Here is a 15,262-nt window from a genome sequence, read left to right on the forward strand (position 1 = left end):
TTCCCTTATATCTTCTTTATTTGATAAGCTTTCCCCTGCTTTTGCAAGGGTTGAACTTCATATGAAGCGAATATATTGAAAGAGAAGGAGGCTGAGCTTAATGATTTATCCAAATGCATTAAAACAAGGTGATACAGTAATGATTATTGCACCATCTGGTCCACCTACAATCGAAAATGTATTAAAAGGTGTGAATATATTACAAAAGATGGGGTTATCTGTAATAATCGGGAAGAGTGTTTACGAGAAATATGGATTTTTAGCCGGAAGTGATCAGGTTCGGCTTGACGATATACATGAAGCATTTACAAATAATGAAGTAAAGGCAATTTTTTGTGCACGAGGTGGTTATGGAAGTGCTCGTCTTCTTCCTCACATTCAATATGAAGTTATTAGGCAGAATCCAAAAATCTTTTGGGGATATAGCGATATTACAGCTTTGCATACTGCTGTTTCACGTTATGCAAAGCTTATAACATTTCATGGTCCGATGATTGAAGAACTAGGAAAAGGTATTGATTCCCTATCTTTCTCCTCTTTCAATCAGCTATTCCATCCGTATTCAACCATTTTATCTGCATCAGAATGTATCGTGCCTAGCTCTCACAGTAAAGTTACAGGTACGTTAGTTGGAGGAAATTTAGCTGTGTTAACGAGTATAATTGGCTCGCCCTACGAGATAAATACGGACAATACACTTTTATTACTTGAAGACATTGGTGAAGAACCGTACCGCATTGACCGTATGTTAAATCAGCTACTTTTATCTGGAAAGTTTAATGAATGCATGGGCGTTATTTTCACAAGTTGTCACGACTGCCCCCCTTCAAAGCCATCTCAATCATTGCAAACAATATTATATGAATATTTCACGCCATATCATATACCTGTCCTATTCGGTTTACCAATTGGACATATAAGTCCAAACATCGGTATTCCACTTGGAGCTACAGCAACAATAAACACAAATAATAAAACAGTCTCTATTTCTTCCGGTATAGCCACTCCATGTTCAAATTAAAAAGGAAAAGCGATTACGCTTTTCCTTTTACTTATAATAATTAAAAATTCGTCCAGATGCGATATCTGCAATTTCTTCTGGAACAAATGTTTTACTTATATCAGTGCCAACATTTAATACAGCTGTAGCATCTTTCTCAATGCTACCAAATAACTCTTTCCCACGTATCGTAATAAGGGGCGTTCCTTCTGGCAACACATCTTTTACAAATTTCATTTGTGTAAAGAACGGAACGATCCATCTACCCTCTCCTTGGAAATGACGCAAACGAAGTATTCCTTCTGCTGCCCCGTCCTCTGCTTCTAGTGAACCAGCAACATAAAACTCAGTAGATAAGAGCAGTTCATAAAATTCCTTTTGCTTCTGTTTATCATCCCCTGCTACAACAAGTACTTCTTCTATTCTCTTTACCGGAATTTGCTCCATATGATGCCACCCCTATTTCAAAATGATTGTACTTAGATTATACGAAATATTCTTATTTTTTTCTATATAATTCGCAATTATTTTTTTAAAATAATTTTAATGCTTCTTTTGTCGTCACAATCGTAGCAAACTCTTCATGTAAATTTACAAGCGTCATATTGTGAATATCTTCTGCACTATACTCTTTACCATCTAAACCTTTACGGTTAAAAGTAGCCGTTGCATCACTCACTAAATACGTTGTAAATCCTAAATTCCCTGCCATTCGTGTCGTAGTTTCCACGCAATGATTTGTCGTTAATCCCACAACTACTACTGCATTACATTTCTTCTCTCTTAATTGCTCTTCTAAATTTGTCCCAATGAACGCGCTATTAACGAACTTCTGAATAACCACTTCACCAGGTAGTGGTTGCACTTCTTCTTTAAAGTTTACCGTTTCCGCTCTCTCATAAAACATTGACTGAGCATTTTCTTTATTTACATGTTGAATATGAAAAACTGATTGTTTCCTTTTTCTCCATTCTTCTAACAAAATTCTCATATTTTCTTCAGCAAAAATATTATTTCTCTCGCCCCAATCTGGTAATTGAAATGCCTTTTGTACATCGATTATGATAAGTGCTATTTGATTTGTCATCATTTCCCCCTTAATTTGGCTGTAATTGAAATAGAAAACCAAGTTGTTGTGACGCAGTAATAAAGCAAACATAGGCGCAAAGCTCTACAATTTCTTTTTCTGTCCAATATTGTTTTAATACGTGAAACATAGTATCATCTATCGCTTTTCGGTCATGAACAAATGTATGCGCAAAAGTAACGGCTACACCTATCTCCTCTGCCTTTTGCACACCTTCAGGTCTTCCCTTTGCCATACAGTATGGACATTCATTCCCATACGCTAATGTTCTTCTCACTTGCTCCTTCAACTCTGCTGAAAGAGTTCCTTTATTGTACAGTGTATCCTCTAACGTACTCCACGAATGTAATATATCCGAATTATGCCCTAATAACTTTTGAAACTTTGTATCTCCTACATTTGATAATGAAATTCTCTCCATCATTTCCCCTCCTATTTCCTTCTGTTTTATTGTAAAATAAATAACGTTCACTTTACATTTCATATGAATCTTAATTTATATTTTTCCTTTACAAAAATCATTATTTTACTGGAGGTATATTTACAAATGCAACTAGACCGTGTTGATCGAAAAATTTTAAATGAATTATATAATGATAGTCGCCTTTCTATGCGTGAATTGGCGAAACGAGTAAACTTATCTGCTCCGTCTACTGCAGAACGTGTTCGTAAACTTGAAAGTGAAGGCGTTATTCAAAAATATACAATCGATATCGACTATAAAAAAGCAGGGCTAGTTTTAGATTGTATTTTAGAAATCACTTTAAAAAATGGTGATACAACACGTATGCAACAGTTTATTCAGTCTTATCCATCTGCAAGTTTTTGTTACCGAGTAACAGGAAGCTTATGCTACATTGTAAAAATTTCTGTTCCTTCACTCGTTGAACTTGAAGAATTTATCAATGATGTTTCTTCATATGCAACGACAGTTTCTCATATCGTATTATCAGAAGTATCTCTTACTCCTGATATTGAACATATCTTCCCAGAAAATTAATTTATTTTTATTCATAAAATATAAAAAAACCCCTTACATTAAGAATAAAAATAATATATCATGTATTAAAATACATAAAGTTCGAGAAAGGGGCCTTACATTGAAAATCTGGTTTTATGAAAAAACGGCACAATTAGATGACTTACTTGGTATTTGGGACAATGTTCCAACCATCCCGCGAATTGGTGAAAAAGTGGAGATTTTAAAGACGGTCCGCACTGTTACAGATATTAAATATGTAAAGAACGGTAATAATTTTCGTGTGGAAATTATTACAAATTAAAAAGCAGCTCCTAAGGAGCTACTTTTTAATTATCTATTATGTGCTTTCTTTATAATGATTTTATCTTCTTCCACAGATACTGTTACATAATCATTTTCTTCTAACCGAAGCTTATTTACAACCTCATCTGGTAACTCTATAGCCATCAATCTATCGGTTATGATCACTTGACTATACACTTCATTTTCTTGTGATGCACTCACTACTTTTAGCTCATTTATAAACCGTACTGGTGGCACGCCAACTTCTTTTACTGTACGCCATTGTTTCCAAATGTAAGGAATTAACCAAAGTAATCCGACAATCGTAAGACCGATACCAATCCATAAATTACTTTGCGCTTGTAATTCAGTAATTGAGATTGTACCACTTTCTTCTCCACCGAAAAATTGCATACTTGTTGCAATCAAATTATTTAGAGCGTGCACAGCTATATTCGTCCATATATTTTTTGTGTTTATGTATAAAAGACACATAACGACACCAAACATGAACGCACCAATAACATCAAAATGTCCTAGGCCAAAAATAATTGAAGATATAATTACAGCTTTTTTAATTCCCCATTTATAAGCCATTCGCTGTAAGAAAAATCCCCTAAAAATAACCTCTTCCATAATAGGCGCTAACACACATGCTGAAATGAAAGTAAATATCGTCATATATATGTTACTCGTATTAATAACATTTCCGTCTTCTAACATAGTAACTAAGAAATTCGGTAACGTATGTGCTAATATGTAAAATTGAATCTGAGATATGCCAACCGAAAAAATCATTCCCATTATCGTTGCTAATACAATTAATCCCCAAGGTAAACGTCCTGGCTTATCAAAAAAACTGTTAAATACAACATTATTTTTATTTGTTTTTACGTATAGCCAAAGTAACGGAAATACAAAAAATACAGTTATTTGTGAAATAACCTCCATCGTATTCTCAGAAACATTTGCTAGACCTAATGGAATCATTGTAAGGAACACCCCTATAATCATCCATCCAAAAAAACTACGTAGTCTTATACGTGAAAATGCATAGTGCACATGAAACACCCCCAAAGATAGTAAAAAATAAAGTAAAACTTGAATCAATATTTTATAGGCGTCCTTTCCTTATAAATAATTGGATAACTAAATTACAATATGAATCTAGTTGAAATTCTTCCTATTTTTCTCAAATCATTTCAAACAGCATATCTCTTAAAATACCATATCTCTGTTCTTCAAGTTGCAATCTAAGAGAAATTTATGTAATAAAAATCCCCGTTTTTACAAGCGGGGATTTCTTTTATTATAATACGTCACGTTTTTGGAATAATGCACTTGAAGCTACAAGTAACACAACAAAGTATGCAACTACAAGTAATAATGAAGTTGTAAACGTAAATTCTGTAAATGTAGGTTCTACTCCACCACTAATTAATTTATTACTGTCGTAAGCTCTTAAATCCAAATGGAAGAATACTACAAACTTCGCTACACCTTTTGCAAACATCATTAGTGCCATATTAATTGCTCCTTGTAAGAATAATAGGAACATCGTAATAATTAATGGTAATACAGACTTTCTAAATACGTTTGCTAAGAAAAATGCAAGTGTTGCAAAGAAAAATGGCGATAGCAACTGATATAATATTGTTTTCAAAACAATTCCTAACGTTAATTCAGTTTTACTACCGTCCATTACAATTAATCCAATAATCATGGCAATTAACATACTAGCAAATACAATAAATAACATCGTTAATAACACTGTAATATATTTAGAAAATAAAACTGTCATTCGTTTTCTTGGACGAATTAATAATTGTTTAATCGTTCCTTTTTGGAATTCATCTGTAATTGTACGAGAAGCTGTTGTAATTCCAAAAATCGTTGTGAATATCATAATTAAGCCGATATCTGAACTTACAAAATCTAAGTAAGATCCACTTAAACTACCAGCTTCACCCCATTTCGCCAGTACTACAGCTCCTAAAATCTCCAATAAAGCAATGACACTAATTAAAATATACATACCTTTTTTCGCATGTAATTTTAAAAATTCATTTTGAATTAATTTAAACATTACGCTTTCACTCCCCCAGTAATCGCTAAGAACTCATCCTCTAACGTTTTATTTTGAACAGTAACTCCGTATACAAGCACCTCAGCATGAACAAGTTTTTTGACAAGTTGCGGAATGTTTTCTTTTGTTACAGATGCTACAATCACATTCCCTTTTGCTTTACCTTTAATAATTTCATTCGCTTTCTGAACTTCATCTACTTCAAACGCTACAACGACTGCCTCATCATGTTTCACTTTTTCATGTAAGTTGTACTCTTGTACAAACTCACCTTGTTTAATAATAACAACGCGATCACACATTAATTCAATTTCACTCAATAAGTGACTTGATACGATTACAGCAATATTCTCTTCTTTCGCTAAACGTTGTAAATAATCACGAATTTGGCGAATACCAGCTGGATCTAATCCATTTGTCGGCTCATCTAAAATTAAGATTTTTGGCTGATGAAGTAATGCCTGTGCAATTCCTAAACGTTGTTTCATACCAAGTGAATATGTTTTCACCTTTTTATGAATTGCATGCTCTAATTCAACAAGCTTTACAATCTCAGCAATACGCTCTTTACTAATCGGTGTAATGGCCATGTTCGCAAAATGCTTTAAGTTTTGCATTCCTGTCATATAATCATATAGTTCAGGATTTTCTACAATCGCTCCAATTTGCTCTAGTGCCTTTTCACGCTCCGAGCGAATACTATGTCCACAAATTGTAATATCGCCTTCTGTCATTGAAATAAGACCTGTCATCATACGGATCGTCGTCGTCTTACCGCTACCGTTCGGTCCAAGGAATCCGTATACTTCTCCTTCACGAACCTCAAATGATAAACCACGAATAATTTCCGTTCCACCAATCTTTTTTCGAACATTCTCTAATTTTACTACTACGTTTCCCAATGCTGATTCCTCCTTTAGACTTCTAGTTTTTTATCGATAATATAAGCAATTACATATATTATTAGAGCACTAACCATTACCATGAAACTTATATTAAAAATATTAAATCCATTTTCTTGAAACATATTAATAAACAGACTCTTGCTTTCACTATGATATTCTACTCTTCGCAATACTTGGAAAGCTGGAGCTAATTTTCCTAGCAAAGTTGTCGCTAAAGTAATTGCGATATTTATTACTAGAAAAATAATAACGATTAGTATATTTTGCGCTTTTTTCTTTTTAACAAGTAACTTAACTAAAGTAATCACTAATATAATTTGTAACACACTAAACAAAAATTCAAATAAATCGCTTATTGTATATATTAAATTGTTTATTATGCCCATTTGCATAATCTCTTTTGCCTCTATATATACAGAAGTCGTAGGAAAAGCTAATACATAACTTACGTAGAAAAGAATTCCACATATCCCATACCATATAGCCATTGCGATAAATGAGAAAATAAGCATAGAAATTACATATTGTTTCCCAGATATTGCTGTAAGTCGTAACATTGGATTAGTTAGTAAGCGTGAATATGATTTCATTGTTTGTATAAACATATAAACAACATAAAAGAAAAATATAATCATAATGATTCCAAATATGCCCTCTTGTCTACTGATAGCCGCATCACTTTTTCTTACAATCATTTGTGAAAATAACACAGCTTCAATTAGCACAAAGAGTAAAAAAGTAACAATATATCTTTTCTTATTTACATTCCATAAATAGGAAAGTACTGACTTCACTTACTAAACACCTCCTTAAACAATTCATGAACCGCTTTTCCTCTCTGAAAACGAATTTCTTCTACATTTTCATATAGAACCATTTCTCCATCTTTTAAAAAGATCACTTCATCAAAAATATTTTCAATTTCATTTATTAAGTGAGTGGAAATTAATATCGTACAATCTTCTCTATAGAACTGTAGAATTAGATTCAATACATGTTCTCTAGAAAGAGGATCTATCCCGCCCAATGGCTCATCCAGTACGTATAGTTTCGCTTTTCGAGAAAACGTTAAAATAATCTGCAGCTTCTCAACCATACCTTTTGACAATGCTGTAATTTTTTCTTCTAACGGTATTTTAAATTCTGCAATCGTATCTACCGCTTTTTGAATATCGAAGTCTTTATAAAAATCTCGGTAGAAAAATAAAGCGTCTTTTATAGTCATCCAATCATCAAAGACTGGCTTATCGGACATAAATGAAACGATTTCTTTCGTCTGTAATCCTACCTTTTTACCGTCTATTGTAATACTACCTTCAGAAGGGTGTTGCAAACCTGCAATTATTTTCAATAACGTCGTTTTCCCGCTCCCGTTATCTCCAACAAGCCCAACGATTTTCCCTTCCGTAATCTCTATGTTTAATTCACGGATCACTGCTTTTAATCCGTATCTCTTCCATAAGTTTTCTATTTTTAATAGCTCTGTCATTGGCTCTCCTCCCTCTTATCATGTAATGAAGAACGAAGAATTGTAAGAATTTCTTCTTCTGAAAAACCTAAATTGTCCATTCCATCTATAAAAGAATGAAGTAATTCTTTCGCCATCTCTTTTCGCAGCTCCATAATTTTCTCCCCTTCATTCGTTACATACCGGCCCATTCCTCTACGTGTTACAACAACTCCATCCCGTTCTAGCTCTTGAAATGTACGCTGAATCGTATTTGGATTCACTTGTAATTCACTGGCTAATTCACGGACAGAGGGAATTTTATCGCCAGGCAATAAATGTCCTGTTACGATCTCTTTTTTTATGTATTCCATTACCTGAATGTAAATTGGTGTATTTGGAGAAAACTCTATTTTCATTTCTTCCCTCCTTTTGTATCGGTGTACTAGTTAAATAATACACCGATACAAAAAGTTTGTAAATACCCATTTAATTACAAAAAAGTTCTATCCGTTAACTGAATAGAACTTCCAAAATATTAATCACTATACAAAAATAATAGTGTTATGTAAACAAAATTATAAAGAAAAGCTGTCTTATCAATCAATAAGACAGCTTTTCTTTATAATCCTATATTAAAAGTTAAACACGAAGTCATCGTCAGCTAACTTTTCAACGTTCGTTGCTTTTACGTAACCATTTCCTTTTACAGAGAAGAAATCATGGTTTTTCGTATCTGTACGTAAACCATTTAAAACGATTGGGTTAATTTCTTCTTCTTCAAACTTCGGCTCAAGTCCTAAGTTCATAAGCCCTTTATTCGCATTGTAACGAACGAAACGATTTACATCTTCTACAAGACCGATAGAAGTGTAAATTTCTTCTGTATAGGCCATTTCAATTTCATATAGTTCCATTAATAACTCTTTTGTTTCCTTCTGCACTTCTTGTTGCTCTTCTGCAGAAAGTTCTGCGAAGATTTGTTGTGCTAAAATACCGACGAATACGCCGTGAATTGACTCATCACGAATTATCAAGTTGATAATCTCACCACTTGCTGTTAGTTTTCCTTGACCAGCTAAGTAAAGCGGATAGAAGAATCCACTATAGAATAAGTAACTTTCTAAGAACACACTTGCTACCATTGCCATATATAGCTCTTTTTTCGTCACTTCAGGCTTTAACAAACGACGATAATAACCAGTAATAATACCGGCCTTTTTCTCAAGTAATGGATGATTGTCTACCCAGTCAAAAATATCATCAATTTCTTCTTCTGTAGCTAATGTTGTGAAAATGTGACTATAACTTTTCGCATGTACTTCTTCCATAGCTCCCATGAAAGCTAATACACTTTTCGCTTGTAAATTTTCAAGATGAACAAGTACAAGAGGCATACCTTCGCCGCCTTGTTTCGTATCTAAAAGTGTTAAACCACCTAATACACGCTTATAAGCAATCTGCTCTTCTTTTGATAATTGTGCCCAAGTATTTTTGTCAGAAGATACCGCGATTTCTTCTTCTGTCCAAAACTGAGCGATATTTTGCTTCCAAAACATTAAACTAAAATCATCTTCTTTTTTGTTCCAGTTTACCGCACGCATTAAATCGCCCCTTCTCTAAATATGATAACTAAGCATGAGCAGGGTTCAGAAAACCCTGCTCATCATGTCTCACTTTTTATATTAAACGGTACAAGCCACACACTCTTCCACACTTAATTTACGTGTTCTCGTATAATACAGACTCTTTAAGCCTTTTTTATGTGCATAGATGTAGTAACGTGCTAATTCACGTGTTGAAATATCACTATTAACGTAAAGAATTGTACTAATTCCTTGGTCAATATGTTCTTGAATTTCTGCGATTAAATCAATTAATTTAAACTGATTCATATCGTAAGAAGATTTATAGTACCAGAACGTATCTTTTGATAAATACGGCATTGGATAATATGTTGTCGCATTCGCATATGTTCTTGATTCGATTTGACTTACGATCGGCATTACGCTTGAAGTTGCATTTTGAACGTAACTGATTGATTGTGTTGGAGCAATGGCAAGACGATATGAGTTATATAAACCATTCTTCTGCACTTGCTCTTTTAAACTTGTCCAATCTTCTTTTGTTGGAATATGAATTCCTTCAAATAGTTGCTGAACTTTTTCAGTTACTGGGCTGTAATCTGTCGTTTCATACTTTTCAAAGTATGTGCCATTCGCATAATCAGATTTATCGAAGTCTTTAAATGTCTCGCCTTTTTCTGTAGCGATTTCCATACTTTTCTCAATAGAGTAGTAATTTAACATCATAAAGAATGTACGAGCAAACTCTTTCGCTTCTGCACTTTCATAAGCGATTTTATTTTTTGCTAAATATCCGTGTAAGTTCATTGCTCCAAGTCCAACTGAATGAAGCTCATCATTTGCTTTTTTCACAGTTGGTGCATTCGGAATGATCGTCATATCAGAAACAGCTGTTAAAGCTTCCATTCCTGCATGAACCGCTTCACGAATTTCTTTATTTTCCATTACGTTTACAATATTTAACGATCCTAAGTTACAGTTAATATCACGACGGATAATGTCATCTGTACCGTAATCATTTATTTCTGAAGTTTCTTGAAGCTGGAAGATTTCTGTACATAAGTTCGACATCTTCACAGTTCCAATATCCTTCAATGGATGTTGATTATTTGCATTTGATTTAAACATTAAGTATGGGTAACCAGACTCAAGCTGAATCATAGCGATTTTAATAAGCATATCACGTGCACTAATATCTAGTGGCTTCTTCTTCACTTTCGGATTGCTCATTAATTCATCGTACATTTCATCAATGTCAATATCATCTAAATGCTTGCCATATTCTTTATAAACCGTATAAGGCGCGAAAACATGGAAAGGTTCGTTTTTCTCAGCAAGCTCAAAGAACTTACTTGGAACGATAATTCCGATTGATAGAGACTGAATACGGCTCTTCTCATCGGCATTTATTTTTTTTGTATCAAGGAATTCAATAATATCCCAATGGAAAATGTTTAAATATACTGCGCCGGCACCTTTTCGTTGGCCAAGCTGATTCGCATATGAAAACGAATCTTCAAGCAATTTCATAACAGGCACTACACCACTTGCAGCGTTATCAATACCTTTAATTTGCTCACCACGTGCGCGTAGTTTAGATAAGTTTAAAGCTACTCCCCCGCCGATTTTCGATAATTGCATCGCAGTATTAATGTTAAAGCCGATTGAATTTAAGCTATCGTCCATCTCTAACAAGAAACAAGACACCATTTCTCCTCTTCTGCTTCTTCCCGCATTTAAAAAGGTTGGTGTCGCTGGTTGGTAGTTTTGTTTTACAATCATGCTTGCGAATTGTCTTGCCTTCGAAACATCACCGCGTCCTAAGTATAATGAAACAATTGCTACACGATCTTCATAGCTTTCTAAGTATTGTTTTTGATCATTCGTTTTTAACGCATAATCTTTGTAGAACTTAGATGCTGCCATATAAGATTGGAACTCGAAGTTTTCACCATAAGCGATGTTATATACTTCCTCTACTTCCTCCAAGCTATACTCGTCCAGAACGTTGTAATAGTAATCATGTTCTTTCATATACTCCATTCGCTCTGCCACGCTATTAAAAGGAACGGTATTCTCTCTAGCTTCTTCCATAAAGACTTCTAATGCCTCTTTATCTTTATGAAGCTGATAAAAACCGTCCTGCATTTGCGTGATTTCATTATTCAGTTCAATGTGTCGCAATCTCCCGCACCCTTTCCTTAAAATATTCTACATCGTTATTTGTTCCAGATAACTCAAATTTTGATACAATAGGCACTTCATATTTAGTAGAAATCTTGTCAGCACTTGCACCGAACATGTCTCCCCAGTTACGATTTCCGCTTGCAGATACGCCTTTTAATTTTTCATTATTGCGCTCTAAAAAGTCTAAAACACGTTCTGGTACATTGCCAAAACCTGTTGTATACGTAATAAGAATAAAGTCTTCATCTATTACTAGATCTTCATCAATTTGAACGGCCGGCATATTTAATTTGTGAATGAAACGCTTCACGTTTCCTGTCATAGAATCATATGCAACTAACATTTCCGACCCTCCCTCTCAAATCTATATTCTCTATATGTTGTTCTTGATTTCTCTATATATTGTATTACGTTTCAAAATAAGACACAAGATATATGTATAAATTCTTTCTTTTTTTAACTTTTACTTTTCGACATGATAGCCGTTTTTTTTCAATACAATGACTATGAAACAACATTCTAAAACTCATGTCAATAAAGTGCTTTTCAAAAAAGTTGTCAACGAATTTAACCTTATTTTTTAAAAAGTTAACAATATATTTTGTCATAAAACGTTAGATACTGAAGAAATATATTTCTCCAGCATCACGCAAAAAAGAACAGATATGAAACTATAATCTGCTCTAAAAAACGATTACATTTATCAAATCTACCTTATTAAATATATTATACATATACTTTCGTTTTTCGTTACATACTAAAAGATAACTATTATAGAAAAAGATTATTATTATGGAACTTCAATTTATTTATGAAAAGTTTATTCAGAGTGCTCAATACGCAAAATATCTTTTACAAATATGTGATGTGGATTTTCATCTTTATCAAGCATTGTACATACAGGAGCCTCTTCATCAAAGTATACAATCATTCCTTCTACGTACTGATATGTATGTTGAACTTGTACAGTTACTTTAATTTCTATCGCTTCTTCATATGCTCTTTTTATTTTCTGAAGCATTTTTGCTGAACATTTTCGTTTCTCTGGATACATAACCATTCCCATAAATCTATTGCCGGCTCTATCTTTCCACATATAATCCCAATGTGGTAAAATGCCTTGTTTAAAATCGCCCATAATTCCCCTCTCCTTTATCTTTTATTTATCCCGCATTAAACGTTCGATTGGTGTTGGCTACTAATCAGTGAGGGATGCCCTGCTGATCAAAATTCCCCTTTATGAACGTGGCGTTTCTGAATATGTATAAATCACTTGCCCGCCTCGCTGTGCGTTACCAATGAAATGCTTAAAGTCTTCTCTATTTACAACAACTTCTCTGAACGTATAAAATACATCTTTCGTAACAACATACTCCGTTATTTCACCATTTTTCAGCTGATCTAAAATTGTATTTGCTAATTCTTTATCCATGTATTTCACCTCTCTGCAATATTTTATTTTATCGTATATTCTATAGGTCAACAACTGTAAAATTATCCCGCTATTTGCAGGCGGTCCGATTGGTGTTGGCTACTAATCAGTCGTGGAATGAACAAAAAGTCTTACTGATTAACGTTTCATTTTATCTCGTTGTTATGCCATGATTTTATTTTCGTTATTTCGCAAACAATATCGTTTTACTATATGTCCACTAAATATCATATACTAACATAGCTACTTCTCTATATCAAACATTTCGGCATTCAATTATGCAAAGTTCAATACCACTATGCTACAATATACAAATAGAACTAGGAGGGATACTATGATTCGGAAAGCAAAAAAGACAGATGCAATGGCAATAGCTCCTTTATTGTATAATGCTCTGCATGAAATTGCTGAAAAAATCACAGGTAGCACAGTTAAAGCAGAAGTATTACTAGGACTTGAGACATGGTTCTCAAAAGAAAATAACCGTCTGAGCTACGAAAACTGTTTTGTCTATGAACAAGACGAGAGTGCAGTTGGAATTATTGTCGCTTATCACGGTAGTGAAGCAACACAGCTTGACGCACCAATCGTACATCACTTAAGAGAATTACATAAAGATGAATCAATTACGTTAGAAAAAGAAGCTGAGCTTGATGAGTATTACATTGATACATTATCAGTTTCAAGTGCACACGGCGGAAAAGGTATCGGTTCTAAATTAATTGAAGCTGCCGAAATCTATGCAACTGAAAAAGGGTATGAAAAAATCGCTTTACTTGTTAATTTAGAAAACACACGCGCCTATTCACTATACGAAAAGTTAGGTTATAAAAAAGATGAAATTGTTATGCTAGTAGGCGAACCTTATGCTCATCTCGTAAAAACATTAAACGTCAAAATTTCTATATCTTAAAAAGAAAGCACACGATTTATATAAATCGTGTGCTTTTATGTTAAATTCGTATTTAATATATTTCCATCCATCGCCTCGTGAAACGTATATGTTGTACATCCCCATGGCTTTCTATGCAAAACAGGAGAACCAGACCATCCCATTGCCCTCAGCTCCGTTCCAATCATCGAATTAAAATACTTATGACCTACAAGAGCAATACTTCCATGTACGAGAGCATAACGATGTAACAGGTAAGCCGCTTGCCTTGCCCTCTCTCTTATTTCCTTATAAGACTCAACATCTTTATGGTAGCCAAGTATCCATAATGTTCGTCCAATGAACATCCATACCTTAATTGTGCATTTCAACCACTTCGGAGCAAAAAAGCATGAAGGAACTTCAGCTTCTCTAAAAAGAGAATTTTGCATAAAAGATAAAGAATCCGTCAATTCAGCTGCTGATTGTACAGCACGCCTTTGATCACTTGTTAAGACAAATTTCGCTGCTTCAATTGCCTCTATTGTTTCTATCGGCATTTTAGCTTTTTGTATCATTGACTCGGAATCATACTGTTTCATCCATTCGTGAAATGAATTAATTGTCATCGGTTCTCTTATACGACCTAAACAACCATGACGAATAAAAGAAATCTTCATTCTTTTCACTCTCCATTCATCACTTACGAACTCTATTATGCACTAGTTCTAAATATCATACCACGCAAGAAAAGAAAGTTATATACCTTTACATCTCCCCACCACTATCATGTGTTATCGAAGCATGGATACCATCCATCCCATCAAAATATGTACTCGTATCATATTGACGAATCTTTTTTAAATGCATATAAGAAAATAAAAATAAAATTAAAGCTATAACACTCCCCACAAATTCAAACATCATTTTACCGCCTCTAATTTCTCCCACTTCAGCAGGTTATTCTACTTTTTCATTATACCTCGATATAAAGATTCCCGCATTTTTGCTATTTTTTTCAAATAACATGGATTTTCTACATATTTTCTTACAAAAAGTGAATATTTTTCGAATTTTCACTTTGGAAACATTTACAAAGTAGGAAATATGGTTCAAAATAGGAGGAAATAAAAAAACCCAAATTTATTCTTTTTTTGGGAAAACTGTAACAAGGAGAGTTGCTTATGCAGATCGCAGAAACTGGAGATATCATCGAATTTAAAGGTGGAATGCAAGGCCGTGTTCAAAAAGTAAATCAAAACTCTGTTATTGTTGATATAACAATTATGAAGAATTTTAGAGAACTAGATATGGAACCTCTTACAGTTGTAAGTCATAAAAACTATACTGTCATTAATCAAAATGCATAATATAATAAAAAGAAAGGGCCTGTATAG

Annotated in this window: 21 protein-coding genes; 5 read left to right on the plus strand and 16 right to left on the minus strand. The window is 33.8% G+C overall.

The features are described 5' to 3' along the window. Positions 1-100: 100 nt before the first annotated feature. Positions 101-1,021, plus strand: a complete 921-nt coding sequence (locus C4S65_RS05265) for an LD-carboxypeptidase (RefSeq protein WP_098301053.1) — start codon at positions 101-103, stop codon at positions 1,019-1,021. Between the two features lie 27 nt (positions 1,022-1,048). Here C4S65_RS05265 and C4S65_RS05270 read toward each other — a convergent pair whose 3' ends face one another. From C4S65_RS05270 to C4S65_RS05280, 3 genes are all read right to left on the minus strand, one after another. Further along, complete coding sequence (locus C4S65_RS05270; protein WP_000435200.1) at positions 1,049-1,447, minus strand: SseB family protein; 399 nt, start codon at positions 1,445-1,447, stop codon at positions 1,049-1,051. Between the two features lie 85 nt (positions 1,448-1,532). After that, entirely contained in the window at positions 1,533-2,087 is a 555-nt protein-coding gene (locus C4S65_RS05275) for a cysteine hydrolase family protein (RefSeq protein WP_000184432.1), read from the minus strand. A 10-nt stretch (positions 2,088-2,097) separates the two neighbouring features. Continuing rightward, on the minus strand, positions 2,098-2,511 hold the full coding sequence (locus tag C4S65_RS05280; protein ID WP_103945161.1) for a carboxymuconolactone decarboxylase family protein: 414 nt from the start codon (positions 2,509-2,511) through the stop codon (positions 2,098-2,100). A 123-nt stretch (positions 2,512-2,634) separates the two neighbouring features. On the opposite strand from C4S65_RS05280, the gene C4S65_RS05285 reads away from it, so the two are divergent. After that, positions 2,635-3,087, plus strand: a complete 453-nt coding sequence (locus C4S65_RS05285; RefSeq protein ID WP_001175499.1) for an Lrp/AsnC family transcriptional regulator — start codon at positions 2,635-2,637, stop codon at positions 3,085-3,087. Between the two features lie 100 nt (positions 3,088-3,187). Then, on the plus strand, positions 3,188-3,370 hold the full coding sequence (locus tag C4S65_RS05290; protein ID WP_000707107.1) for a DUF3913 family protein: 183 nt from the start codon (positions 3,188-3,190) through the stop codon (positions 3,368-3,370). Between the two features lie 29 nt (positions 3,371-3,399). Here C4S65_RS05290 and C4S65_RS05295 read toward each other — a convergent pair whose 3' ends face one another. From C4S65_RS05295 to C4S65_RS05350, 11 genes are all read right to left on the minus strand, one after another. Next, positions 3,400-4,413: a CPBP family intramembrane glutamic endopeptidase gene (locus C4S65_RS05295; protein WP_000558814.1), complete on the minus strand. Its 1,014-nt coding sequence runs from the start codon at positions 4,411-4,413 to the stop codon at positions 3,400-3,402. A gap of 247 nt (positions 4,414-4,660) precedes the next feature. Continuing rightward, complete coding sequence (locus tag C4S65_RS05300; protein ID WP_061668002.1) at positions 4,661-5,437, minus strand: ABC transporter permease; 777 nt, start codon at positions 5,435-5,437, stop codon at positions 4,661-4,663. Beyond that, positions 5,437-6,339 carry an ABC transporter ATP-binding protein gene (locus C4S65_RS05305; RefSeq protein WP_000528789.1) on the minus strand — a complete coding sequence of 301 codons (903 nt, stop codon included), beginning with the start codon at positions 6,337-6,339 and terminating at the stop codon, positions 5,437-5,439. Before C4S65_RS05305 ends, C4S65_RS05300 begins: the two co-directional genes overlap by 1 nt. A gap of 14 nt (positions 6,340-6,353) precedes the next feature. Then, a complete protein-coding gene (locus tag C4S65_RS05310; protein WP_000843924.1) occupies positions 6,354-7,136 on the minus strand; it encodes a hypothetical protein in 783 nt (260 codons plus the stop codon). After that, a complete protein-coding gene (locus C4S65_RS05315; RefSeq protein ID WP_061668004.1) occupies positions 7,133-7,831 on the minus strand; it encodes an ABC transporter ATP-binding protein in 699 nt (232 codons plus the stop codon). The genes C4S65_RS05310 and C4S65_RS05315 overlap by 4 nt, the downstream gene beginning before the upstream one ends. Continuing rightward, a complete protein-coding gene (locus C4S65_RS05320; RefSeq protein WP_000687512.1) occupies positions 7,828-8,208 on the minus strand; it encodes a GntR family transcriptional regulator in 381 nt (126 codons plus the stop codon). Before C4S65_RS05320 ends, C4S65_RS05315 begins: the two co-directional genes overlap by 4 nt. A 216-nt stretch (positions 8,209-8,424) precedes the next feature. Beyond that, entirely contained in the window at positions 8,425-9,393 is a 969-nt protein-coding gene (gene nrdF / locus C4S65_RS05325; RefSeq protein ID WP_098838523.1) for a class 1b ribonucleoside-diphosphate reductase subunit beta, read from the minus strand. 81 nt (positions 9,394-9,474) lie between these two features. Then, on the minus strand, positions 9,475-11,559 hold the full coding sequence (gene nrdE, locus C4S65_RS05330; RefSeq protein ID WP_001215839.1) for a class 1b ribonucleoside-diphosphate reductase subunit alpha: 2,085 nt from the start codon (positions 11,557-11,559) through the stop codon (positions 9,475-9,477). After that, positions 11,546-11,905 (minus strand): class Ib ribonucleoside-diphosphate reductase assembly flavoprotein NrdI, encoded by a 360-nt coding sequence (gene nrdI, locus C4S65_RS05335; protein ID WP_000959447.1) that lies wholly within the window; start codon positions 11,903-11,905, stop codon positions 11,546-11,548. Before nrdI ends, nrdE begins: the two co-directional genes overlap by 14 nt. A 477-nt stretch (positions 11,906-12,382) precedes the next feature. Beyond that, positions 12,383-12,700, minus strand: a complete 318-nt coding sequence (locus C4S65_RS05345) for a hypothetical protein (protein ID WP_000502199.1) — start codon at positions 12,698-12,700, stop codon at positions 12,383-12,385. A gap of 99 nt (positions 12,701-12,799) precedes the next feature. Then, the gene (locus tag C4S65_RS05350) at positions 12,800-12,994 is read right to left on the minus strand and encodes a hypothetical protein (protein WP_000356686.1); all 195 of its coding nucleotides are present in this window, start codon (positions 12,992-12,994) and stop codon (positions 12,800-12,802) included. A gap of 334 nt (positions 12,995-13,328) precedes the next feature. On the opposite strand from C4S65_RS05350, the gene C4S65_RS05355 reads away from it, so the two are divergent. Beyond that, positions 13,329-13,907: a GNAT family N-acetyltransferase gene (locus C4S65_RS05355; protein ID WP_000619551.1), complete on the plus strand. Its 579-nt coding sequence runs from the start codon at positions 13,329-13,331 to the stop codon at positions 13,905-13,907. A gap of 35 nt (positions 13,908-13,942) precedes the next feature. Here C4S65_RS05355 and C4S65_RS05360 read toward each other — a convergent pair whose 3' ends face one another. Both C4S65_RS05360 and C4S65_RS34280 read right to left on the minus strand, forming a co-directional pair. After that, a complete protein-coding gene (locus C4S65_RS05360; RefSeq protein ID WP_000703090.1) occupies positions 13,943-14,545 on the minus strand; it encodes a hypothetical protein in 603 nt (200 codons plus the stop codon). 88 nt (positions 14,546-14,633) lie between these two features. After that, positions 14,634-14,789, minus strand: a complete 156-nt coding sequence (locus C4S65_RS34280; protein WP_000461432.1) for a hypothetical protein — start codon at positions 14,787-14,789, stop codon at positions 14,634-14,636. Between the two features lie 260 nt (positions 14,790-15,049). On the opposite strand from C4S65_RS34280, the gene C4S65_RS05370 reads away from it, so the two are divergent. Next, the gene (locus C4S65_RS05370; RefSeq protein ID WP_001165082.1) at positions 15,050-15,235 is read left to right on the plus strand and encodes a DUF2187 family protein; all 186 of its coding nucleotides are present in this window, start codon (positions 15,050-15,052) and stop codon (positions 15,233-15,235) included. The last annotated feature ends 27 nt before the right edge of the window (positions 15,236-15,262 follow it).

The organism is Bacillus sp. ok061, from assembly GCF_900108285.1.
In the GTDB taxonomy this organism is placed as follows: Bacteria; Bacillota; Bacilli; order Bacillales; family Bacillaceae_G; genus Bacillus_A; species Bacillus_A thuringiensis_S.